The organism is Singulisphaera chitinilytica (assembly GCF_049331405.1).
Taxonomy (GTDB): Bacteria; Planctomycetota; Planctomycetia; order Isosphaerales; family Isosphaeraceae; genus PoT.
The window spans coordinates 3165928-3190352 of record NZ_CP186274.1 but is presented as its reverse complement, the minus strand read 5'-3'; the positions used below and the strand labels follow the sequence as shown (position 1 = coordinate 3190352).

The 24425-nt window shown below is 64.1% G+C and carries 13 protein-coding genes and 1 pseudogene; 9 read left to right on the top strand and 5 right to left on the bottom strand.

Annotation, left to right across the window (positions count from 1 at the left end; all coding sequences use genetic code 11):
• The first annotated feature begins 45 nt into the window (after window positions 1-45).
• The 3 genes from ACOYYX_RS13000 (at window position 46) to ACOYYX_RS12990 (ending at window position 4732) form a co-directional block, all read left to right on the top strand.
• Window positions 46-1698 carry a DUF6599 family protein gene (locus tag ACOYYX_RS13000; RefSeq protein ID WP_422930328.1) on the top strand — a complete coding sequence of 551 codons (1653 nt, stop codon included), beginning with the start codon at window positions 46-48 and terminating at the stop codon, window positions 1696-1698.
• Window positions 1699-1810: 112 nt separating this feature from the next.
• Complete coding sequence (locus ACOYYX_RS12995; protein WP_422930327.1) at window positions 1811-2920, top strand: DUF362 domain-containing protein; 1110 nt, start codon at window positions 1811-1813, stop codon at window positions 2918-2920.
• A gap of 129 nt (window positions 2921-3049) precedes the next feature.
• Window positions 3050-4732, top strand: a complete 1683-nt coding sequence (locus tag ACOYYX_RS12990) for a 4Fe-4S dicluster domain-containing protein (protein ID WP_422930326.1) — start codon at window positions 3050-3052, stop codon at window positions 4730-4732.
• A gap of 212 nt (window positions 4733-4944) precedes the next feature.
• On the opposite strand, the gene ACOYYX_RS12985 is transcribed toward ACOYYX_RS12990, so the two are convergent.
• The 3 genes from ACOYYX_RS12985 to ACOYYX_RS12975 form a co-directional block, all read right to left on the bottom strand.
• Window positions 4945-7923, bottom strand: coding sequence for an ABC transporter permease (locus tag ACOYYX_RS12985; RefSeq protein WP_422930325.1), 2979 nt, complete (start codon window positions 7921-7923; stop codon window positions 4945-4947).
• An 80-nt stretch (window positions 7924-8003) separates the two neighbouring features.
• Window positions 8004-8960, bottom strand: a complete 957-nt coding sequence (locus ACOYYX_RS12980; protein ID WP_422930324.1) for an ABC transporter ATP-binding protein — start codon at window positions 8958-8960, stop codon at window positions 8004-8006.
• A complete protein-coding gene (locus ACOYYX_RS12975; protein ID WP_422930323.1) occupies window positions 8957-9382 on the bottom strand; it encodes a GntR family transcriptional regulator in 426 nt (141 codons plus the stop codon). Before ACOYYX_RS12975 ends, ACOYYX_RS12980 begins: the two co-directional genes overlap by 4 nt.
• A gap of 312 nt (window positions 9383-9694) precedes the next feature.
• On the opposite strand from ACOYYX_RS12975, the pseudogene ACOYYX_RS12970 reads away from it, so the two are divergent.
• Together ACOYYX_RS12970 and ACOYYX_RS12965 are read left to right on the top strand one after the other, a co-directional pair.
• Window positions 9695-10792: pseudogene (locus ACOYYX_RS12970) on the top strand (IS701 family transposase); the annotation flags it as partial.
• Window positions 10793-11011 carry a hypothetical protein gene (locus ACOYYX_RS12965; RefSeq protein WP_422931734.1) on the top strand — a complete coding sequence of 73 codons (219 nt, stop codon included), beginning with the start codon at window positions 10793-10795 and terminating at the stop codon, window positions 11009-11011.
• A gap of 52 nt (window positions 11012-11063) precedes the next feature.
• Here ACOYYX_RS12965 and ACOYYX_RS12960 read toward each other — a convergent pair whose 3' ends face one another.
• Window positions 11064-13124, bottom strand: coding sequence for a carboxy terminal-processing peptidase (locus tag ACOYYX_RS12960; protein WP_422930322.1), 2061 nt, complete (start codon window positions 13122-13124; stop codon window positions 11064-11066).
• Window positions 13125-13935: 811 nt separating this feature from the next.
• On the opposite strand from ACOYYX_RS12960, the gene treY reads away from it, so the two are divergent.
• The 4 genes from treY (at window position 13936) to ACOYYX_RS12940 (ending at window position 23192) form a co-directional block, all read left to right on the top strand.
• On the top strand, window positions 13936-16596 hold the full coding sequence (treY, locus tag ACOYYX_RS12955; protein ID WP_422930321.1) for a malto-oligosyltrehalose synthase: 2661 nt from the start codon (window positions 13936-13938) through the stop codon (window positions 16594-16596).
• A gap of 39 nt (window positions 16597-16635) precedes the next feature.
• Window positions 16636-20001, top strand: coding sequence for a maltose alpha-D-glucosyltransferase (treS, locus tag ACOYYX_RS12950; protein ID WP_422930320.1), 3366 nt, complete (start codon window positions 16636-16638; stop codon window positions 19999-20001).
• Between the two features lie 121 nt (window positions 20002-20122).
• Window positions 20123-22108 (top strand): alpha-1,4-glucan--maltose-1-phosphate maltosyltransferase, encoded by a 1986-nt coding sequence (locus ACOYYX_RS12945; RefSeq protein ID WP_422930319.1) that lies wholly within the window; start codon window positions 20123-20125, stop codon window positions 22106-22108.
• A gap of 163 nt (window positions 22109-22271) precedes the next feature.
• A complete protein-coding gene (locus tag ACOYYX_RS12940) occupies window positions 22272-23192 on the top strand; it encodes a hypothetical protein (protein ID WP_422930318.1) in 921 nt (306 codons plus the stop codon).
• Between the two features lie 20 nt (window positions 23193-23212).
• On the opposite strand, the gene ACOYYX_RS12935 is transcribed toward ACOYYX_RS12940, so the two are convergent.
• Window positions 23213-23857, bottom strand: coding sequence for a TetR/AcrR family transcriptional regulator (locus ACOYYX_RS12935; RefSeq protein ID WP_422930317.1), 645 nt, complete (start codon window positions 23855-23857; stop codon window positions 23213-23215).
• Between the last annotated feature and the right edge of the window lie 568 nt (window positions 23858-24425).

Genomic DNA, 24425 nt, shown 5'->3' with positions numbered 1-24425 from the left:
AGACGCGGTGTTGGCCGCCCCTCGAAACTTAGGGCGAATCGCACGATGAAATCCACGGCAACGGCGGAGCAGCTACGCAATTTCTTCCTGAACGACCCGTTGATGGCCATCGCGATCTCCGCGGCCATCTTCGCGATGGCGACGACTCCGATCGCGTTCGCCATCCTGGGTCGGCGCGATTGGTTCAAGGCTCGCCGCGGCCGGGTGATGCAGCGCCCCGAGTTCTCGTCGATCGTCTGCGGGATGCTCCTTGTGATGGGCATCCCGGCGATCTTCACGGCCCTCGTCATCAAGAGCCAGTCCTTCGACAAGAACCGCTACGAGTTCGACCCCAACCGCACCTGGTCGGTCCTCGAGCAGGGGCGGAGCTACCGCACCATCGAGGAGGCCGACAAGGCCGTCAAGGACGAGATGACCCGGCTGGCCGAGACCCGGAAGCTGATGGTCGAGAACGTCAAGAAGCTGGACGAGGCCATGCTCGCCCTGCGAGCCGTAGCGGGCACGTCGCCGGCGGTCTCGAAGACGCTTCCGGCCGTCCTCCAACGCCTGGCCAGCGTCCACCAGACGATCAATCTCGAAGGCCCCCAGCAGCTGATGGACTTCACGGCCCCGCCCGCCGAGCTCGCGACCGCGGCGCCCGTCGCCGCCGCGCCGACGACCGCAGTGGCCGTGGCTCCTGCTGCCGCCCCCCTGACCCCCGCCCCGGCCGTCCCGGGCGGCGAGGGGATCACCAAGGCCGAGATCGACGCGGAATTCGCCAAGGTCCCCGCACCCCAGCAGCCTCTCGCCAAGATGCTCCCCCTGACCGACCTGCCCGAGGGCTGGGTCGTCGGGAAGTCGGGCGACCACTACATCGAGACCTTCAACGCCGAGAACCTGTTCGAGAAGATCGACGGCCGCGCCGAGAGCTTCGTCCAGTATGACGTCAAGGGGATGGCGTACACCAACTACCATCCGGCCGGCGACGACTCGAACGAGATCCAGCTCTACATCTTCGAGATGGGCGACACGCTGAAGGCCCTGGGCAAGTACGGCTCGGAGAAGCCGGACGAGGCCAAGACCTTGCCGCTCGGCGCCGCGGGCTACAGCGCGGCCGGCAGCACGCTCTTCTACTCGGGGCCTTATTACACCCAGATGGTCTCCACCACGGACGACCCCAAGTTCGCGGCCTTCGCGCTCGAGCTGGCCAAGCGGATCGCCGCGACTCAGCAACCGAAGGAGGCCCCGACGGCCGCAGGCCCGGCGGGGGCCGAGACCGCCAAGACGAGCTCCACGCCCGAGGCCGTCTTCGCCCTCCTGCCCGCGGCCGAAGGCCGGTCGGCCCCCAAGTACGTCTCGCAGGACGTCTTCGGGTACAGCTTCCTCTCCGACGTCTTCATGGCCGACTACCGCGAGGGTGAGGTCACCTGGCAAGGCTTCCTCCGCCCCTACAAGGATGCGAAGGAGGCCCAGGCGATCCTCGAGCAGTACATGGAAGGGGCCAAGAAGGACGGGGCCGAGATCAAGACGGTCGAGGCCGAAGGTGCCGATAAGATCATCGTATGCTCCAACATCGGTCTCACGGACGTCTACTTCGTGAAGGGGAACGTCGTCGGGGGGGCCAATGGCGCCACCGACGCCAAGCCCGCCGAGGCTTTCGCCCGAGACCTGGTCAAGAAGCTCCCCGCCACGATCCCTCCCGTCGGCGGCGAGAAGTAAGAAGTCAACCACTGCGTCTGAATCGCGTCGTCGCCGTTTTCGACCAGCCAACCAAGGTCCACCAAACGGCGTCGTGGATACTGTCGGGGCCACGAACCGAGCGAGGTCGGTCATGAGCGAGAAATTGACGAGGACGCAGCAGAAGAACCTGGAACGGCTCGGCGGGGTGAATCCCGCCGACACGCCATTCTCCCGTCGCCAGTTCGTCACGCAGGTCGGGGGGACGGGCCTGGTCCTCGGAGGCGCCCTCGGCACCGGGCTCCTGGTCCGCGACCGCTGGGGGATGGAAGGCGTCAAGCCGCCGCCGCCGGTCAAGCTCAAGGACTACTCAGTCACCCTCGGGGCGAGCCGCCCGAACCTCGTCGTCGTCCGCTCTCAGCCGATCCGCAGCGACCAGTTCGCCTCCAAGGATGAGGAGCTGCAGGCACGCGAGGATCAGGCCTTCAAGATGGTCAAGACGGCCCTGGACGTGATGGGGGGCGACAAGGGGATCGGCCAGTTCATCACCAAGGGGGACGTGGTCGTCATCAAGCCCAACGTCGCCTTCGACAAGAACCCCGACCTCGCCGCGACGACCCAGCCCGACACGGTCTCGGCCGTCGTCAAGCTCTGCTTCGGCGCGGGCGCCCGCAAGGTGATCGTCGCCGACAACCCGATCAACAACCCGGAGAGCTGCTTCTTCAAGACCAAGGTCGGCGACGCGGCGCTCAAGGCCGGGGCCGAGCTGATGATGCCGCAGGACAGCTACTTCGAGCAGCTCTACGTCGGCGGCGAGACCATCACGCACACCTGGCGGATGTTCTATCGCCCTTTCCGCGAGGCCACGAAGGTCATCGGGATCTCGCCGGTCAAGGACCATAACCTCTGCAAGGCGACGGTCACGATGAAGAACTGGTACGGCCTCCTCGGCAACCCGAGGAACCAGTTCCACCAGAACATCCACGGAATCATCTCCGACTTCGCCCTGATGATGAAGCCGACGCTCGTCATCGCCGACGGCCGCAAGCTCCTCATGCGCAACGGGCCGACCGGCGGAAGCCTCAACGACGTGAAGAAAGGGGACACCATGGTCGTCGGCACCGACTGCACGGCCGTCGATAGCTGGTGCGTCACCCGCCTGCTCGAGAAGCAGCGCCACGAGATCGTCTACCTCGACAAGGTGATCCAGCGCGGCCTCGGCAAGGACTGGCGCCCGCAGTGGACCCAGGAAGTCACCGTCTGAGCCAGGACGAGACGAGACAAGACGAGCCCGGGATCGGCCCCCTCCGACCCGTCCCGAGAACCTGATCCCCTAGATCCACAGGCTAATCCCACTAATACGTCATACGCACTCGCCGGGCGGAGAACATAGATGGTCAAGATCCGACGAGCCTATGAAGCCCTCTTCCTCGGGCTCTTCCTGTTCTTCTTGCTGATCACCGACCTGCGTTATCTCAAGGGGTGGCCCGTCTCCCTCTTCCTCGAGGCGACCCCGCTCGTCGCGGTCTCGACGGCCCTCACCACGCATACGCTCTACCGCAACCTCGTCTGGGGCCTGGTGATCATCGCGGTGACGATGATGGTGGGCCGCGTCTGGTGCAACTGGATGTGCCCCTTCGGCATCCTCCACCACATCTTCGGCGTGATCGGCAACCGCCGGAACACGAAGCAGATGATCGAGGTCAACCGCTACCGCAAGATCTTCGCGCTCAAGTACTACATCCTGGCCGCGATGCTCGCGATGGCGAGCCTCTGGATCGTGCCGGCCGTGCTCTCGACCCCGGGCAAGGTCTACTCCTCCTACATGGGGAAGGATCTCACCTCGAAGGGCCCGGCGCGCGTCCTCGCCGCGATCGGGACGGGCTTCTCGGAGGCGGCCGAGGAGAGCAAGCCGGGGAACAGCACGCTCCAGATCGGCCTGCTCGACCCGATCGCCCTCACGGTGCGGTCGATGACCACGGCCGTCCTGCCCACCGCGCAGAAGGCCACGGAGAGCATCTACACCGAGCCCCGCGAATACTGGCAGGCCTGGATCGTCGGCCTGATCTTCATGGGCTTCCTGGTGGCGAACTGGTGGATCCCGCGCTTCTTCTGCCGGGCCATCTGCCCGCTCGGGGCATTGCTCGGGATCTTCAGCCGCTTCGCCCTCTGGCGGATCGACCGCGACCCCGTCCGCTGCACCGACTGCGACCTCTGCCTCAAGAGCTGTGAAGGGGCGTCCGACCCGCAGGGCGACCTGCGCAAGAGCGAGTGCTTCGTCTGCTTGAACTGCATCGAGGACTGCCCGCACGACGCCCTCTCGTTCCGCTTCCTGCCCCGCAAGGCGAGCGAGGTGGCCCTGCCCGCCGTCGGCCGTCGCCAGCTCATGCTCGCGGGGCTCTTCGGCGTCCTCTTCTTCCCGATGGCCCGGCTCTCTGGCGGCGTCCGGAAGAACTTCAACCGCGCGGTCATCCGACCGCCGGGCTCGGTCGCCGAGGACGAGTTCCTCCGCCGCTGCATCAAGTGCGACCAGTGCATCCGGGTCTGCCCGACGAACGTCCTCCAGCCGAGCCTCTTCGAATCCGGCGTCGAGGGCCTCTGGACCCCGATCATGATCTCGAAGATGGGCTGGTGCGAGCTGAACTGCACCCTGTGCAGCCAGGTCTGCCCGACCGGGGCCATCCGCGAGATCTCGATCGCCGAGAAGCTGGGCGTCGGCCCGTTCGAGGCCAAGGGCCCGATCAAGACCGGCACGGCCTTCTACAACCAGGGGCGCTGCCTCCCCTGGGCGATGGATACGAGCTGCGTCGTTTGCGAGGAAGTTTGCCCGGTCAGCCCCAAGGCCATCTTCACCCGGAATGTCGAGGTGACCGACCGCTGGGGCGGGACGCTCGAGCTGAAGCGCCCCTACATCGACCCGGTCCGCTGCATCGGCTGCGGCATCTGCGAGCACGAGTGCCCGGTGAAGGACGACCCCGCCGTCTACGTCACCGCCATCGGCGAGACCCGCGACAAGAGCCGTTCGCTGCTCCTCTCGCTCGTCGAAGACGACGTCCAGGATTGGATCTCGGTCTGACGCAACGACTGAGCCTGACTGGATCAAGACCCATCGAAACGCCCCGCGACCCGTCATCGAGACGGCCCTCGCGGGGCGTTTCGCGTTGGCGATATCGGGGCTTTCCTCCTCTGGGCGACACCAAACGGAAAGGGCCTCGGCGGATCGGAGGATGGTCCGATCACAGAGGCCCTGCATTTCAACCACCGAGCGTATCACCGCGTCCTATCGGCTCATCTCTTCTCGGGCTCGGCAGGCGGCTCCGGGGTCTTCGTCGCAGGCAAGGGGTGAACGATGTCTCCCGCCCCCCCTCGATCTGGGCGATAATTCACTCTCATCTCGTCGTCTGGCCTTTGGGTCGTATTCCATTGGCCTTGGTCGTCCTGCCCATCGGGCCCTACGCTGTAGAGCAACCATTGCCCCGGCTTCGTCCGGTCCCAATACAGCTGACTCGATAAATTTACATTTGAGGGATGCGTTGATACGATCGGGACAAGCGCCTGCCCCGCCGCTCGAACGTATCCGAATCGCTTACCCGAGAAAGGGTCGAGGGGGAGTTTATCGAGGACATCGGGGACGAGACGATCGAGCGAGTCAGGAAACTCACCCTCGTGCTCGAATTGCCAGATTCTGAGAGCGAAGATCAATTGGAGCGAATGGTTCCGCTCCCATTCCAGCTTGAATCTCATGAGTGAGCTGTCGATGGGGGAAAGGAGGATCTTCGCGAGCGGCGTCGACTCGAACGCGAACTTGTACTCCTCGGGGGTGAAAGATCGCACGGGCTGATCGGCCGAGGAGCCCGCATCCTCGAGTAATCCGAGAGCCCGTTGACTCTCGCGGACTTCCCGGATCGCGCGAGACGTCGTCATCTCCAGAACTCGCCTCGTCCGCTGCCGCTCCCAGGGGGCCAGCACCGCCCCGACGGTGACGGCCCGCGCGGGAAGGAATTCGCCAACGCTCTTGATAATATGTGGAGACAAGTCTGCGGTGGGCATCGCAAGCGTCTGATTGGCAATCACCTCCTCCCCCTTGAAGGCGTTAGTCGGTGAGTGCAAGGGCAAGAGGGTCTTCAGGTCGGCGAGCGCGGCGCGGAGTAAGGCGGGAGTCTGCCGCTGATCCATCGCCCAAGCCGTTGCCCTGACGATGGCCGTGGAATGGACCTTTGTAGCGATCATTCGCTGCAACAACGCTGTGGGAGGATCTGCCACGTGATTGGCCATCCTGAACATCGTGGCGACATCGTCCCAGGCACCCTTCAAGTCTCCGTCCAGTTCGTGCTTACGGGCGTCGAGGGCCATAACCTGAGCGAGGGTGTTCATATCCTGGATCGTGGAATCGAGCCTCGAGTCATAGTCGAGGGTCTCGATCCGATTGAAGACGGAACGATCCTTCGCCGCCCCTTCGCGGATGAGAGCTATCGTCGGCTGATTATCCCGCAGGAACGATTCGTCTTCCGGAAGCCTCCTCTCGCTCCCCTCCTGGAGTATTCCGAGGAATCGGCTCTCCAAAAATGACGTCGCATCCTTATTGTGCTGGTTTAGGACGATAACCGCCTTCCGATAGAACTCCGCGGCGTTCTGCTCGGGCGGGAGCGAGGGGGACCGGGCCCACGAGGGGTCATAGGACAAACCGACCTCGGGCACGCCATAGGCTCGGTAGCCGACGAACCACGAGAGAGGCCCGCCGACCGCCACCAGCATCAGGAAGCCGAGCTTGATCCAGCGTTTCGCCTCCGTACGGTCGAACAGCCAGTTGGACGTCCACGCGAGGCTCGCCAGCAGGAGCAAGGCCGGGCTCACGAAGAGGCTCCAGGACGGAATCATGTTCGCGTAGAAGAGGAGCACCTGGGGCAGGAAGAATCCGACGAAGCCAAGCAAGGCGACGACCCCGGCCGTGATCCCTCGCCGGACGACGAGCCCCGAGAACAGGCCCATCGCGAACGCATCCAGGAGCACCGCCATGATCCCGACGGTGTTCTGGGCCGAGGGCAACGACATATTCATCGGCGGTGTCGCGCCCATCGGGGCGAAGATCAACCACGCGACGAAGTAGATCGGGCCGAGCAGGATCTCGACGGCCGGGAATATGGCTCCCGTCATCAAGGCGGTGGAGACGCAGACCAGCACATATCCGAGGAAGATAAATCCGAAGAACGACACGAGGGTCTTGGTGATCCAGACGGCCAACGGCCTCACGCCGTGATGGACATAGAATCCGAAGGCTCGCTGCCGATTCTCGTGCATGAAGGCATTCAACCCCGCCAGCATAGCCGCCAGCACCCCGAAGCCAGCCCATGCTCCAAGGTTTCGAGGTATCGGCGAATAGGCGAGACCGCCCAGGACGAGCACGAAGAGGCCGACACCTCTGGACTCCCTCAGAGACATCCAGGCCAGGCTCCGCAGCATCCTGAAGGTCCGCGTAATCGGCGTAAAATCGATCACGGCGACGTTGGCAAACTTCCAGATCCTCGCCCCGTAAGCCCGAACTTCGTCGCTGGGGCGATAGAGGGAGAGATGTTGCCCCATTGCCGATCCCTGGGAATCACGCTCCTGGATCCTCGTACGCTTGGGAGGCCGCGTCATCCACATCCGCGACACGACGAGGACGATCAAGGCCATCCCCAACCGCCAGGGGAATCGGGCCGCCAGCACGTCGAGCGGAGACCGCTCCGGCGAATCGAGATGGATGATCCCCACGTCGCCCGTCGTGAGCCCGGCGACCAGGCCGAGGCTGAGGACCCCCGCCACCGCGGCGATCAGCGCGTTGCTCAGCAGGGACGACCAGAAGAGGGACCAGGCGAGGGCCTCGATGACGATGACACCCAGGCTCGCCATCACGAGGCCGATCGGGAAGAGGTCTTGATCTCGTTTCGCCGTCCCCAGGCCGGCGAAGCCCACCAGCAGCAGGCTCAGGGCCAGCGTGGTGACCAGGCAATACGCGAACTTCCCGTTCCAGACGGCCCCCCGGCTGACGGGCATGGTATCGAGCCAGGCGAGCGTCCCATTCTCCCGCTCACCGGCGAACGCGGCCGCGCCTACGGCACACGCATAAAGCGCCGCCCACCCCAGCGCAATGGGCGTCAACATCCCATTCTGAGCGTCGGCCCTGGCGTTATCGAGCAGCAGCCACTGGAATCCCAGGGCACACACCCCGACCAGGAACCAGAGCGGCCAGAACATCCGGAATTCTTTCCAGCACAGACGAGCCAGCATCGTTGCCCCCCTCTCTTGGATCCGCCTCGGCGTCCTCAAATACGAGCCCGAGACCTTCCCCCCTGCCCTTCAAACCGGGTTCAGGCCACGTGGACGATCGAGGGGATCGAGTCGGCCGGAATCCGTCGCCTCATGTATCCGATATAGATTTCTTCAAGCGAAGGCTTGTCGACGCTGAAGTCGGTCACGCTCGCCAGGTTCCGCAGCGGCTCCAGGGCCGAGGGGCCGCTCGCGTGGACGAGCCAGCGGGCCTGCCGGGGGGCGTCGTCGACATCGATGAGCTCGATGGGCAGGCCGACGGGAGGGGCGATGGGATGATCCCGGCTCGAGAAGCCGAAGGTCACGAGGTACGTCCTCGCCTTCAGCTCGTCGAGGGGCTCGGAGAGGATCAGGCGACCGGTATGCACCAGGGCGACGTGGCTGGCGACGCGCTCGACCTCGCCGATCTGGTGGCTCGACAGGACGACGGTACGACCACCCCCCGCCAGGTCCACCATGCTCTCGAGGAAGTCGCGCCTGACGAGCACGTCGAGGCCGGAGGTCGGCTCGTCGAGGATCAGAAGTTCGGGTTCGGAGGCCAGCCCCAAGGCCAGCGAGACCTTGGCCCGCATCCCCTTGGAGAGCTGGCGGATCTTGCGCTTGAAGGGCAGCTCGAACCCCTTGACCAACTCCTGGTAGCGGGCCTCGAAGCCGGCGGCGCCATTGGCCGACTGCGTGTGGAACCCGGCCGCGAACCAGCCGATCTCGGCGACCGTCATCCACTCGTAGAGGCAGGGGCGCTCGGGGACGTAGCCGATCCGCCGGCGCACCTGGAGGCCGTCGACCGCCGGGTTGAGGCCGAGCGTCTCCACGCGTCCCGAGTCGGCGACGATCAGGCCAAGGATCGACTGGATCGTCGTCGTCTTCCCAGCGCCATTCTCACCCAGGAGCCCGAAGACCGAGCCCTCGGGCACCTCGAGCGTGAGCTTGTCCACGGCGAGATGCGACCTGTACCGCTTCGTCATGTTCTCGATGCGAACCGATTTTCCCAGACTCATGCGTGGCCCCCGTTCGCTTCGTGTCCCGCCGCGGCGGTCCCGGTCCCGTTCGTCCTGGCCCATTCCTCGCGGAGGATCGACTCGATCTCGTGCGGATCGAGGTCGCTCCGCCTCGCCTCATCAATCGCGTTACGCAGGCGCTGGCGAACCAGCTCCCGCCGGTCGTCTCGACACCGCGAAGGTGCTTCCTCGGCGACCTGCAACCCCGTCCCCCGCACCGGTTCAAGAAGTCGCTTCCCCTGCAACTCGCGATAGGCACGAGCCACCGTGTTGGGATTCACCACGAGCTGCTTCGATAGCTCTCGCACCGAAGGCACGAGCTCTCCCGGCCGGAGCGTACCCGCGGCTACGGCGTACGTAACTTGTTCCGCAATTTGCACATAAATGGGTCGGTCGTCCTGCGAGTTGAGACGAAATATCATGACACGCCTCACTTACCGTATTACCTCACTAACACAGTATTCAGACAACTGTCTTTGAAGTCAACGGGGACAGCTCCGATTTTCTTGGGAGGATGGAAAGGCGGCGGGATAAGTCGATTGGCTCGACGGGGATCGGAGGGAGGGAGTGTCGCGGAACAGTCACCGATGAGGGGCAAGTCGCCGAACATCTCGGCGCATGAAAAAGGGCGAGGCTTGAAGCCTCGCCCTTTCGATTTGAACCGAGCCCCGCCTAGTACTACAGTTGTATTTGAAAGCCTGGCCCCGTAGGATGTTGCGCACGGAGGCCGAGCTATGCAAGCACAACCTGCGGCCGTGGACATCCGCGGCTGGGCCCGCGAGATGGACTCCATCGGCGGGCGCCTGGCCCGCTTCTTCCCCCGTTCCGAGCCCCGTCGCCGCGCCATCGCGTATCTCCGGGGGCTCCTCTCCGACGCCCGGCGCAAGAACGGCTGGCAGCTCGCCGAGGAGGCCGGCGACGAGTCCCCCTATGGCGTCCAGCACCTCCTCGGCCGCGCCGACTGGGACGCCGACCGCGTCCGCGACGACCTGGTCGCCTACGCCCGGGAACATCTGGCCGACCCCCGGGGCGTGCTGATCGTCGACGAGACCGGCTTCCTCAAGAAGGGCACGAAATCCGCGGGCGTGCAGCGGCAGTATTCCGGCACCGCCGGCCGGATCGAGAACTGCCAGATCGGGGTCTTCCTGGCCTTCGCCGGCCGCCGAGGGCAGGCGGCTCATCGACCGCGAGTTGTACCTGCCGAAGGAGTGGGCCGACGACCCCGACCGCCGCAAGGCGGCCCACATCCCGCCCGAGGAGGGATTCGCCACCAAGCCGCGGCTGGCCGAGCGGATGCTCGAGCGGGCGCGGCGGGCCGGGGTGGTGGCGGCCTGGGTGACCGGCGACGCGGTCTACGGCGGCGACGTACGCCTCCGTCGGGCGTTGGAGGCGGCCGGCCAGCCGTACGTGCTGGCGGTCAGGAGCGACCTGAGGCTCTACGACGGCCGGACTCGAGATCGGGTCGACGCGATCGCCGACCGGCTGCCGGCCCGCGCGTGGCGCCGGGCGAGCGCCGGGGTCGGGTCGAAGGGGCCGCGGTGGTACGACTGGGCGGCCGAGCCGTTCGGCGAGGTCGACGGCCGGGGTTGGCAGCTCCGGCTGCTGGTCCGCAGGAGCCGCGACCGGCCGGAGGAGCGGGCCTACTACCTGTGCCGCGGGCCGGCGGGCACGCCGAGGGCGGAGCTGGCCCGGGTCGCGGGCTCGAGGTGGGCGGTGGAGGAGTGCTTCGAGCGGGCCAAGGGGATTGCGGGCTGGCCGACTACGAGGTGCGGTCGTGGCCCGGCTGGCATCGGCATGTGACGCTGTCGATGTTCGCGCTGGCGATGCTGGCGGTGATCCGGTCGCGGTCGTCGGCCCGGCCGTCGCCGCGCGAAAGGGGCCCGCGGCTGATCCCGCTGACGGTGCCCGAGGTCAGGATCCTCCTGCTCCGGGTGGTGTGGGGCCGGCTGGAACCGGCCGAGCGTGCGCTGGCGTGGTCGGACTGGCGGAGGGCACACCAGCAGCACGCCAAGGAGTGTCACTACAGGAAACGCGGGGCGCGACCTCCTTGATTAAATACAACTGTAGTACTAGCGGGATTCGTGATGGACTTCGTGAATCCGATTACTGACTCGCGTTCGCACGGGTCGGCACATTCGCCAGGGCCTGGCTACCGAGGGTCAGGTAGTCGGAGACGATGCGGACGATCTCATCGTTGTAGAAGTCGGATTCCCAGGCCGGGTGGTCGGCATGGCGCTTCTTCTTGTCCTTCGACTTGGGCTTCTCGTCGTCCTTGGTCAGCTCGTCGTCGGGGACGTACTCGGCCCGGAACTTGGCTTCGTTCAGGGAGATCGAGTGGCGAGCCTTCCGCTCGGCGAACTTGGCGATACGCTCTTCCTGCTTCTGGAATTTGGGATCGGCCTTGCGACGCTCGACGGAGCGGGTGTCGAGCTTCTTGACCAGCTCGGGGTTCACCTTGCCGAAGATGTCGTGCTTGAGCTCGTCGACCTTGTCGAACTTCATGGCGTTATCCATCTTCCCTTCGCCCAGGTCGAGCTGGTCGCGAAGCGAGGGGATGTGGATATCGGGCGGGACGCCCTTCACCTGGGTGCTCTCGCCGTTGACCCGGTAGAACTGCTGGATCGTCAGCTTGAGGGCCCCGAGTTGCTCGACGTCGTCGCGGCGGAGCCGCTCGTTGATCGGGACGATGCTCTGGACGGTGCCCTTACCAAAAGTGCTCGAGTCGCCGATGATCAGGCCGCGGCTGTAATCCTTGATAACGCCCGCGAAGATCTCCGAGGCACTCGCGCTCAGGTGGTCGATCAGGACGACGAGGGGTCCGCTCCAGGCCAACGCGCTGTCGTGGTCATCGATGTGCTTGACGCCCGAGGCGTCCTTCACCTGGACCACGGGGCCGCGATTGATGAAGAGGCCGGAGAGGGTCCGGGCTTCTTCGAGCAGCCCACCGCCATTACCGCGGAGGTCGAGCATGACCGCGTCGACGCCGTTCTGCTTGAAATTGGTGATCAGCTTGCGGCAGTCCTCGGTCGCGCTGACGGCATTCGGGTCCTGGTTCATGACCGCGGCCGTGTCGCCATAGAAGGCCGGCAGGGCGATGACGCCGATCTTGAAGGCCTTGCCCCCTTCGGCCTTGGCCTCGATGACCTGGCCCTTGGCGTGCTGATCGACCAGCTCGATCTTCTGGCGGGTCAGCTCATAGATCTTCCGTTCCTTGCTGCCGACCGGCTGGACGATCAGGCGGACCTTGGTGCCGCGAGGCCCGCGGATGAAGCGGACGACGTCGCTGAGCTTCTTCTCGACCAGGTCGATCTCCTCGCCGTTCTCCTTCTGGATCCCGACGATCTTGTCCTCGGGCTGGAGTCGGCCGTCCTTGTCGGCGGCCATGCCCGGGACGATCTCCTTGACGACCGCGTAGCCGTCTTCCGACTGCAGCGACGCGCCGATGCCCTCGAGCGAGAGGTGCAAGGTCTGGCCGACCATATCTTCCCAGGTCTTGCCGCTCAGGTAGCTCGAATGCGGGTCGAAGGTGCGGGTCAGGCTGCTGAGGTAGATTTCCAGGAGTTCCGACATGTCGAACTGATGGAAGAGTCGATTGCGATCGCGATAGCGGATGGTCAGCTTCTTGATGGCCTCGCTCTCGTCCACATTGTCGATCTTCTGCTGGAGCAGGTCGAGCTTGATCCGCTTCCTCCAGCGCTCCTGGATTTCCTTGGCGTTGGCCGCATAGTCGAGCTGGTCGGGGTCGTCGACGATCGCCTCGTCCACGGTGAAGTCGGGCTTCTCCTTGAGCAGATCCATGACGGTCTTGAGTCGCTCGTCGGACCGCTTCAGGAAGCGGGAGAAGACCAGCTTGGCGAAGTCGAGGTTGCCGCTCTTGATCTTGTCGTCGAGCGTCGGGGCCTGGGCCAGGAACTCATCGACATCGGCTTTTTCAAAGTAATATTTCTGAGGATCCAGATCTTTCAGGAAATTCTTGCACCATTTCAGCGCGGTTTCATCGTTGATTTTGGGCTTCGCCATGTGGCCCTGTTCAACCAGGGCGACGATCACCTTCGCGGTCTCTTCGTCGAGGGGCCTGGGCTCCGGGGATTGGGCTCCGACGACCATCGCGATCAACGCCATGATCGCCACCAATGCCAGAGGACGGAATGCGGGTCTGGGCATGTGATTAGGTTCCGTGAGACAGGAGTTGGTCGTCGTCCGGGACGCGAAAGCCCACATCTGGCCATGATATCCGTGGTTCGAATGCCGAACAAGTCCGACAACCTGCGATTGCCGGGCCGTTTACCACGAAAAACTTAGCAGATCGACATTCGATCGCCGTCGACAGGGTCGATCGCGAATGCTTCTTCTACGTAAGTCATCGTTCAAAGTTCGATCGCGCCGGTCGACTCTGAAAATCGTCTGGAATCCCCGCCGATCGTGAATTGTCTTCCGACAAAAGCGGCATATCCCATCCCGTCGCCGCCCCCATTTTGTCGAGGGAGGGCAGATCGCTCGCACCGGGCAAGCAAATGCGCAGCGATGTACCCTCCGATGGATCAACCTAGCCCAGCCCTTATCCGGACCTCGCCAAATCCCCGGGAAAACGTCCGAAAGGGGTATTGGCCCGAGGATTGCTCCATTCCAGCAACTCTTTTCGGTCGGTCGATGGAGGCGCGACCAAGCATGCTGCTACCTACTGGTCTCGCGGCCCGGCTCTCGATTCCGCCTTTCGTTCGCGTTAAATAAGCCTCGGGTCCTTGTGATGAGATTTGTCCGTAATACCAAGGCGAGAACCGGCGGTGTGGGTTGACTATATGGCAAGGACGAAAGCCCAGCAACAAAAGCATCAATCTCTCTGTAATGCAAAGATTTCTTCGGTTAACAATCCTCTTTTTCGTTGATGACAACTATTTCCGTTTGGGATCCTTCAGCCGGTTCGGCTCGTGCCATCGAAACACAACGCTCCATGACTTGATGGGTATTCGCGAATATGGGATCGGACCAGAAGACGCCCCGGGCGACGTATCGAGTCCAACTACACGCGGGTTTCGGCTTCGACGCGGCGGCCGCCGTCGCCTCGTACCTGAGCGATCTCGGGATCAGCCACCTCTACGCCTCGCCCTACCTCCAGGCCGGCAAGGGGAGCACCCATGGGTATGATGTCCTCAGCCACCACAAGGTGAGCGACGAACTCGGCGGCGCCGAGGCCCATCAACGCCTCTGCGACGCCCTCAAGGCGGCCGACCTGGGCCAGATCCTCGACATCGTCCCGAATCATATGAGCATTGCCAGCCGCGACAACACGTGGTGGTGGGACGTGCTCGAGAACGGCCAGTCGAGCCTCTACGCCGGCTATTTCGACGTGGACTGGAACTCCCCCGAGGCCAAGCTCCAGAGCGTCGTGCTCCTGCCGATCCTGGGGGACCACTACGGCCGCGTGCTCGAAGCGGGCGAGATCCAGATCCAGCGCAAGGACGCCAGCTTCACCTTCCATTACCACGACCACGTGATGCCGATCGCCCCTCGCTCTCTCGACGAGCTGCTGGAACGCGCGGCGAGGCGATCCAACTCCGACGACCTTGCCTTCCTCGGCGACGCCTTCGGCAATCTGCCCATCGCCACCCTCACCGACTGGAACAGCATCACGCGCCGGCACCGCGACAAGGAGGTGCTTCGCAAGCATCTGGCCCGGCTTTGCGTCGAGCAGCCCAAGATCGCCAGCGCCATCGATCAGGTGATCGACGAGATCAACAGCTCATCGAACGAGCTCGACCAGCTCATGGAGCGGCAGAACTACCGCGTGGCCTACTGGAAGACGGCCGGGCAGGAGCTCGACTACCGCCGCTTCTTCGACATCAACACCCTCGTCAGCCTGCGGATGGAGGACGAACGCGTCTTCCAGGACACGCACGGCCTGATCCTCGAGTGGGTCCGCAAGGGGGTGCTGGATGGCCTGCGGATCGACCATCCCGACGGCCTCCGCGACCCGGCCCAGTATTTCAAGCGTCTGCGACAGGCGGTGCCTCGCGGCTGGATCGTCGTCGAGAAGATCCTCGAACCCGGCGAGGCCCTCCCCGAGGACTGGCCGGTCGCCGGCACGACGGGCTACGACTTCCTGAACCGGCTCGGCGGGATCCTGATCGACCCCGAAGGCGAAGGCCCCATCAACGACTTCTATACAAGGTTCACGGGGCAGTCGGTCGACTACATCGGCATGGTCCACGAGAAGAAGTATCTCGTCCTCAAGAACCTCTTCGGCAGCGATATCAATCGCCTGACGTTGCAATTGATGGAGATCTGCGAGCGTCGCAAGCGCTATCGCGATTATTCGAGGCGCGAGCTCAGCAATATGCTCCGCGAGGCCATCGCGTGCTTCCCCGTCTATCGCACGTATGTCGATGTCAACTCGGGCGAGGTCTCCCCGCGTGACGAGGCTTATATCAACGAGGCGATCGAGTCCGCCAAGGCCTTGCGGCCCGACCTCGACTCGGAGCTCTTCGACTTCCTCCGCAACATCCTCCTGCTCCAGATCCAGGGGGAACTCGAGTCCGAGCTCGCGATGCGGTTCCAGCAATACACCGGGCCGATCATGGCGAAGGGGGTCGAGGACACCGTCTTCTACAACTACAACCGGCTCAGTGCGCTCAACGAGGTCGGCGGCGACCCCGGGCGTTTCGGCCGTTCGATCGAGTCCTTCCATGAGGAGTGCCAGGAGACGCAACGGCTCTGGGGCGGCTCGATGCTCGCCACCACGACCCACGACACCAAGCGCAGCGAAGACGTCCGGGCCCGGATCTCGCTCCTCGCCGAGATCCCCGGACGCTGGGCCGAGGCCGTCGAACGCTGGGCCGTGCTGAATGACAAGCACAAGACCGAGGGGATGCCCGACAGGAATGCCGAGTACCTGCTCTATCAGACCCTGGTCGGGGCCTGGCCGATCACCGTCGACCGAGTCAATGAATACATGCTCAAGGCGGTGCGCGAGGCCAAGGTCAATACCTCGTGGACGGAGCCGGATGAGGCCTACGAGAACGCCCTGAAGGACTTCGCGACCGCGATCCTCTCCGACGACCTGTTCACGGCCGACCTCAAGCGGTTCGTCTCGCCCTTGATCGAGCCTGGTCGCGTCAACTCGCTGGCCCAGGCCCTGATCAAGCTGACGGCCCCCGGCGTCCCCGACGTCTACCAGGGGAACGAGCTCTGGGACCTCAGCCTCGTCGATCCTGACAATCGCAGGCCCGTGGACTTCGACATCCGCCGCCGATTGCTCGAGGAGGTCAAGTCGGCGACGCCCGAGCAGATCATGGCGAGGTCGCAGGAAGGGCTGCCGAAGCTCTGGGTCACCCGCCAGGCCCTCTGGCTGAGGAGGCGAATCCCGGAAGTTTTCGGCGAGGCGAGCACTTATACTCCGATCTTCGCCGAAGGGGCGAAACGCGAGAATGTGGTCGCGTTCCTGCGAGGATCACAAGCCATCACGGTCACACCCAGGCTCCCGCTCAAGGTCGGGGGCAAGTGGGACGACACGACGATCTCGCTGCCGGACGGGCGCTGGCGAAACGAGCTGACCGGAGAAGACTACACCGGGGGCCTCGTGCCGATCTCGAAGCTTTTCGAGCGCTTTCCCGTCGCCTTGCTGTCGTCGGAAGCTTAATGGACCAGCCGCGGCATTCGCGTTGATGAGGTAACCTCGATGATCGAGTCCGATCCGCTCTGGTATAAAGATGCCGTCATTTATGAGCTCCACGTCAAGGCCTTCTACGACAGCAATGAGGATGGCCTCGGAGATTTCCCCGGCCTGATCGAGAAGCTGGACTACCTCCAGGACCTGGGGGTGACGTGCATCTGGCTCCTCCCTTTCTACCCGTCGCCCTTGCGCGATGACGGATACGACATCGCCGACTACGATGGCGTCCATCCCGGGTACGGCACCCCCAAGGACTTCAAGCGGTTCGTGCGCGAGGCCCATCGCCGAGGCCTGCGGGTCATCACCGAGCTCGTCATCAACCACACGTCGGATCTGCATCCGTGGTTCCAGGAGGCCAGGCGAGCCCCCGCCGGATCGGCCAAGCGCGATTTCTACGTCTGGAGCGACACCCCCGAGAAATACTCGGGCGCCCGCATCATCTTCACGGACACCGAGAAGTCGAACTGGTCGTGGGACCCGGTCGCGGGGGCCTACTTCTGGCACCGATTCTTCCATCACCAGCCCGACCTCAACTACGACAATCCGAAGGTGCTCCAGGCCGTCTTCAAGGTGATGCGATACTGGCTCGACATGGGCGTCGACGGGATGAGGCTCGACGCCATCCCCTACCTCATCGAGCGAGAGGGGACGAACTGCGAGAATCTCCCCGAGAGCCACTCCATCATCAAGAAGTTCCGCGAGGAGATGGACAAGCACTACAAGGACAAGATGCTCCTGGCCGAGGCCAACCAGTGGCCGGCCGACGTGCTCCCGTATTTCGGCGACGGCGACGAATGCCAGATGGCATTCCATTTCCCCTTGATGCCTCGCATGTTCATGGCCTTGCGGCAAGAGGATCGGCATCCGATCGTCGAGATCATGCGGCAGACGCCGGACATCCCGCCCGACTGCCAGTGGGCGATCTTCCTCCGGAACCACGACGAGCTGACGCTCGAGATGGTCACCGACGAAGAACGCGACTACATGTATCGCGAATACGCCGCCGACCCCCGGATGCGGCTCAATCTCGGCATCAGGCGACGCCTCGCCCCCTTGATGGCGAACAACAGGCGCAGCATCGAGCTGATGAATAGCCTCCTGATGTCGATGCCCGGCACGCCCGTCATCTATTATGGCGACGAGCTCGGCATGGGGGATAATATCTATCTCGGCGACCGCAACGGGGTCCGCACCCCGATGCAGTGGACGGGCGACCGCAACGCCGGATTCTCGAAGGCCGACTTCGCCAAGCTTTATAGCCCGCCGATCATCGACTCGCTCTATGGATATCACAGCATCAACGTCGAGTCGCAGTCGCGCGATCCGTCGTCCTTGCTGAACTGGACGAAGCGCCTCATCACCCTGCGCAAGCGGTTCAAGGCGTTCGGGCGGGGGACGATCGACTTCCTCCACCCGAGGAATCGCAAGGTTCTCGCGTACGTCCGGAGCTATGAAGACGAGCGGATCCTGATCGTCGCAAACGTCTCGCGCTACGTTCAGCCGGTTGAGCTCGACCTCTCGGCCTTCCAGGGATACACGCCGCACGAGCTCTTCGGCGGCGTGAAGTTCCCGACGATCGGCGAGTCGCCGTACTTCCTCAGCCTGGGCCCTTATTCGTTCATGTGGTTCAAACTCGAACACGTGAGCACCCCCTCGCCGCGTCAGGACGTGGCGGCCCGCCCCTCGGGAGATCGCAGGGTCGCACCGCTCGTCACCGAGGAGAAGGTGGCGCAGGAGCTAGTCCTCGCGGGGGGCTGGGAGACGCTGCTGGAAGGCAAGGCGCGGGCCACGATGGAGCGGACGATCCTGCCGGATTATCTCGTCCGCCAGCGCTGGTTCGGTGCCAAGTCGCAGACGCTCGAGACGATCAGCATCCGCGACTGGGCCACCATCAACGGCCTGGAGACGACCACGCACGTCGTCTTCGTCCGGGCCTATTACAGCGACGGCAACTCGGATAAATACTCGATCCCGATGGGATTCGCGACGGGCGATGCGGCGGAAGCGATCGCGAGCGCCCACCCCGAGTCCGTCATCTCCAGGCTCCGCTCCAGCGAAGGGTCGGGCCTGCTCTACGACGCCCTCATCAGCGACGAGTTCTGCTTGCAGATGCTCCAGGCGATCGAGAACAAGAGCGAGGCCGCGACCAGGACCGGGAAAATCCACGGCGAGAGGACATCCGCCTTCGACGACATCCCCGAGAGGGATCCCAACGCGACCTCGCTCATCAGCCGGGGCTCGGTCGAGCAGAGCAACTCGACGATCTTCTACAATAAGCGGTACTTCCTCAAGTTCTTTCGCCGGCTCGACCTCGGGCGCAACCCGGATGTCGAGATCGGCCAGTTCCTCACCGAGAAGGTCGCCTTCCCGCGCGTACCCAAGACCGCCGGTTGGATCGAGCTGCAACGGCCTCGGAGCGAGCCGGTCACGCTAGCGATCCTCCAGGAACTCGTGCCCAATCAGGGTCAAGGATGGCAGTGGATTCAGGATGTACTCAAGCGATTCTTCGAGCAAGTGAGCGCCGAGGGGCATCGGCTGGGGCGGATTGACTCCGACCATCGGTCCCTGATTGAGCTCAGCGACCTCGAGCCGTCGCCGGATATCTTCGAGGTCGTCGGAACATCGCTCCATTCGCTGGGCCTGCTGGGCCGGCGCACGGGCGAGCTTCATAGGGCCATGATGGGGTCGAGCGAAGATCCGGAATTCGCCCCCGAGACCCTGACCCGGCAAGACTTCGATGCCCTCTCGCAGAAGTTGAAGAAGTCGGGCAGCAAGATCTTCTCCCTGCTGAAGGAGAAGCGCGATTTCGTCGCCGCGCCGATCCAGACGCTGGTCGATCAGGTCATCGGCGTCGGGCCGACGCTCCTCTCCAGGATCGCCACCTCGTTCAATCCCGAGGATACGTACACGAAGATCCGCTGCCACGGCGACTATCACCTCGGCCAGGTCCTCTGGCAGGAGAATGACTTCTTCATCATCGACTTCGAAGGGGAGCCCGGCCGGACGATGGCCGAGCGCAAAGCGAAGCAGTCGCCGCTGAAGGACGTCGCCGGAATGCTGCGATCCTTCGACTACGCGGCCTACAGCGCACTGCTCGCCTTCACGACCGGACACCCCGAGGAATTCGACCGGCTCGAGCCCTGGGCGAAGATCTGGAAGACCTGGACCTCCGCCGCGTTCCTGAGGGAGTACCTCAAGGCGGTCGAAGGCACCCCCCTGCTCCCCTCGAAGCCGGCGACAATCGGGGGGCTTCTCGAATTTTTCATGCTCGATAAGACGCTGTTTGAACTTCAATACGAACTGAACTACCGACCCGACTGGGTCCGGATCCCGATGCTCGGGATCCTGCATCTGGACACGCCCCAGGGGTAGGCCCTGTGCAGACTCGGCCGACCAGCGCAGAATAAGAACCCCCAATCGGCGGGCGGCCGATTGGGGGTCCCACGACGAGCGAGTTCGCTCCCGGATTCCTTCCCAACTGAGAGGGCTTTGTATGCACGCGGCAGGGGTATCGAAAGCAGTCCCTTCGGTAACGAAGACCCCATCGCGTGTCATCATCGAGGGGGTCGAGCCCGAGATCGACGACGGCCGCTTCCCGATCAAGCGGACCGTCGGCGAGAGCGTCGTCGTCTTCGCCGACATCTTCGCCGAGGGGCATGACAAGCTCGACGCGGTCGTCCGCCACCGCAAGGTCGGCGAGGCGAACTGGAACGAAGTGACCATGACCAGCCTCGGCAACGACCGCTGGAGCGCCACGTTCGACGTGACGAGCCAGGGGCGTCACGAGTACACCGTCCAGGCCTGGGTCGATCACTTCGCCTCCTGGCGCTACGAGCTCGGCAAGAAGGCCGAGGCGGGACAGGACGTCTCCAGCGAACTGCTCGAAGGGGCCGAGTTCGTCCGCGAGGCCAGCACCCGGGCCGAAGGGCCGGATCGTGATTTCCTGGCCGGGCAGGCCGAGTTCCTGAGGTCCGTGAGCCTGCAGGAAGGTCGCATCCAGGCCTCGCTCGACCCCAGGCTGCTCGACCTGATGATCCGCTACTGCGACCGCAGCGGCGGGGCCAAGTACGAGCGGATCCTGGGGATCACGGTCGAGCGCGAGCGGGCCCGGTTCGGATCCTGGTACGAGTTCTTCCCCAGATCGGCCGCCAAGGAGCCGGGCAAACACGGCACGTTCAAGGACGCCGCCGACCGCCTCGACTACGTGGCCTCGATGGGCTTCGACGTCGTCTACCTGCCGCCGATCCACCCCATCGGCTCCAGCTTCCGCAAGGGGCCCAACAACACCCTGACACCCGGTCCCGACGATCCCGGGAGCCCCTGGGCCATCGGCGCCGCGGACGGCGGCCACAAGGCCGTGCTCAAGGACCTGGGGACGCTCGAGGATTTCGACAAGCTCGTGGCCAGGGCCAAAGAGCTCAACCTCGAGATCGCCCTCGACATCGCCTTCCAGTGCTCGCCGGACCATCCTTACGTCAAGGAGCATCCGGAGTGGTTCAAGCACCGGCCCGACGGTACGATCAAGTACGCCGAGAATCCGCCCAAGAAGTACCAGGATATTTATCCGATCAACTTCGAATGCGAGGCCTGGGAGTCTCTCTGGGCCGAGCTCAGGGACGTCTTCCTGTTCTGGGTCGGGCGAGGGGTGAAGATTTTCCGCGTGGACAACCCGCACACCAAGCCCTTCCGGTTCTGGGAGTGGGTCATCCGCGAAGTCTGGGACCGCGACCCGGACACGATCTTCCTCTCCGAGGCGTTCACCAGGCCCAAGATGATGCGATACCTGGCCAAGTCCGGATATTCGCAGTCCTATAGCTACTTCACCTGGCGCAACAACAAGTGGGAGATCACCGAGTATTTCACCGAGCTGACCCAGACGGAGTCGGCGGAATATATGCGGCCGAATCTCTTCGCCAACACGCCGGATATCCTCCACGACTTCCTGCAGCACGGCGGCCGGCCCGCGTTCCAGCTCCGCCACGTGCTGGCCGCGACGCTGGGCGCCACGTACGGGATCTACGGCCCTCCGTTCGAGCTCTGCGTCGGCCAGGCGCTCCGGCCCGGGTCGGAGGAATACCTCGACTCGGAGAAGTACCAGGTCCGCTACTGGAATCTGGATCAGCCAGGCTCGCTCCGCGAGTTCATCACGCGGGTGAACCAGGTCCGCCGCGAGAACCCCGCGCTCCAGTTCGATCGCAACCTGCGGTTCCACGAGGCGGATAACCCGCAGATCATCGTCTACAGCAAGTCGACGCCCGATGGGTCGAACCAGATCATCGTCGTGGTGAACCTGGACCCGTACCACGTCCAGTCGGCCTGGGTCCATCTGAACCTCGGCGAGCTGGGGCTCGGGGAGCACTATCAGGTCCAGGACCTCATCGATAACAACCGCTACGAATGGCACGGGGCCTCGAATTTCGTGAGGCTGGACCCGCTCGTCTGCTCGGCCCACATCTTCCGGGTCTCGGCCCGGTGGTGATCGGCCGAAAATTTTTCGGCCATCGGGGAATTTTGTAAGTGGCCGTCCTCGATTCGGAAGTTACTTTGGGAAAGGGCTCGGGCCCGCGAATCCTGCTCGATCTCGCGCCGAGCCCTTTCCCCCAGTGCACTTCGTCAACGATCGAATGCGAGGGCTTCAAGACGTGCGTATCCCGCCACACGTCCTCGAGCATCTCTCGAAGAGACAATCCGGCTGCATCGTCCTCGCATACGTCCTGAGTGCTTGCGCGGGCTGGCCATCGACGGGCCTCGCGCAGAAGCCCCCCCCGACGATTAAGGACAGCCTCGGCAAGAGCGGCCGCCTGAGTCGCGGGGTGCTGGGGCATGGCTTCGACGTCTACGCCGGGCCGACGCCCAAGGTGGCGCTCATACAGTCCCCGGCGATCCGGGACGAACTCCAGCTCACCCCCGAGCAGCGGGGCCGGTTGGACGAGTCGATCCGCGAATTCCAGGGCGGGAAGGCTCGCCTGGTGCCGGAGAACTGGCGCGTGCCGGCTCAGTCAGGCAGGCCGGCTCAGGCTCCCAAAACGGGGATCGGAGACGGGCGGTATCAGTCCTACATGGCCACACGACGTCGCCTGGCCGAGGAGTTCGACGCAGCCGTCCTGGCGATCCCCGACGCCGGGCAGCGTGCCCGGCTGGAGCAGATCCAGCTCCAGAGTGACGGCTTCGCCGCGTTCTCGCGTAAGGATCTCCAGGAGAAGCTCGGCCTGACCCCCGACCAGGTCGCTCGCGTCGAGCGGATCGTCATGAAAGGGCGCGAGCGGATGTGGCACCTCTCGGCCGTCCCTGCTCCCTCGGCTCGCGCCGGCGAGACCATGAACGACGCCGAGAAGCGGTTCGATGACGAGGTCGAGAAGAGCCGGGCGGCGGTCGTGAAGGAGCGTTCGGAACGACTCAAGGAGATCGGCAAAGTCCTCAACGAGACCCAGCTCAAGGCCTATCGCCGCCTGGCCGGCAATCCATTCGACTTCATGAAGCTGTCGCGCGAATCCGGCCGCGCCGCGCGATATCGCCCCCACGATCGGATGCAGCAGCAGAAGGCGACCGCGACGGCTCCTTGACATTGGCAAGGTCGCCGCCCTCAGCCGTTCGGCGGGGTTTTCGAGGCGCCCGGACCGGAGTGCGCTCGTGGCGAAAGGCCGCGGCCCACGAGCGCGACGGCCTGGTTCAGGTACGAGCCGTCGTCGGGGCCGTTCTCGAAGATGTCCGAATAGTAGTCGCGATTCTCGACCCAGAAGACCGCCAGGCCCACGAGCATCACGCCGAGGCTCGGCGCGTCGATGTCGTCGCGGATGATCCCCCGGCCCTGGGCCGATCGGATCCGGCCGATGAGCGCCTGCATCAGCTCGAGGTCGCCCGGCCACATCCGGTGATGCCCTTCGAGCCGGGCCCAGGCGACCAGCCGGGGCAGCGTCTCGTTGTCGCGGAGGAACTCCACGATCGAGGCGATCTCGCAGCCGGCGTGCTCGGGCTGCTCGATCACCCGGTCGGCGTCGGGGAACCGCGAGACATATTCCTCGATGATGCGGGCCCGCACCGAGGAATAGAGCGCGTCCTTGGATCCGAAATGATGGTGGATCAACGGCTGCGAACAACCCGAAGCCAAGGATATGTCGCGCATCGACGTGCCAGCATATCCCTTCTCGGCGAAGAGGCGCTCGGCCGCGTCCAGCACGGCTCGACGCGTCCCTTCCGCATTCCTGACCCGGGTCGGTTTGGCCGTCATCGCCCCCTCATGCTCGAGCGGACCCAATGGCTTCAACGAAGAAATTCGGCCTCGAGAATCTGGACCCACGATCCTCTTCCTATAACGGAAGTGTCGACATGCGTGACTCGATGACGGGATGGAATACGCGAAGACCCCGCCCGACGCGACTCAGCCCCGGCGGATTTCGAGGGGAGAGGCTCGATTTCTCGCAGGGGTAAGGTTCCCCCCTACCATCGTAAACATCATAGCGACTCGGACAAACTCGGCGAGATTTCGGCCCGAAATTCGGCCAAGGGGGACCGGCTCCCGCCGGATCATTCCAACCCTGCGGTGATTCGACGCTCGCCGGCCCCCGGTTCATCGCATGTCACCGGTGCCGGCGTTGAACATGATCGTGAAAAAGACACCTCCTTCGGATCGCCAACGCGAACCTTTCAGAAACATTGGCGTCTTTCACACAGGCGCGGTCGCCGCAAATCTAGGACGGATACAGAGGGTGGACTTGACTCTAAGGGCTCCTCTTCGATAATGCTTACCGACCGATCAGTATAGGAGTCGAGCGGGAGGATTTCGATTCATGGCTTTC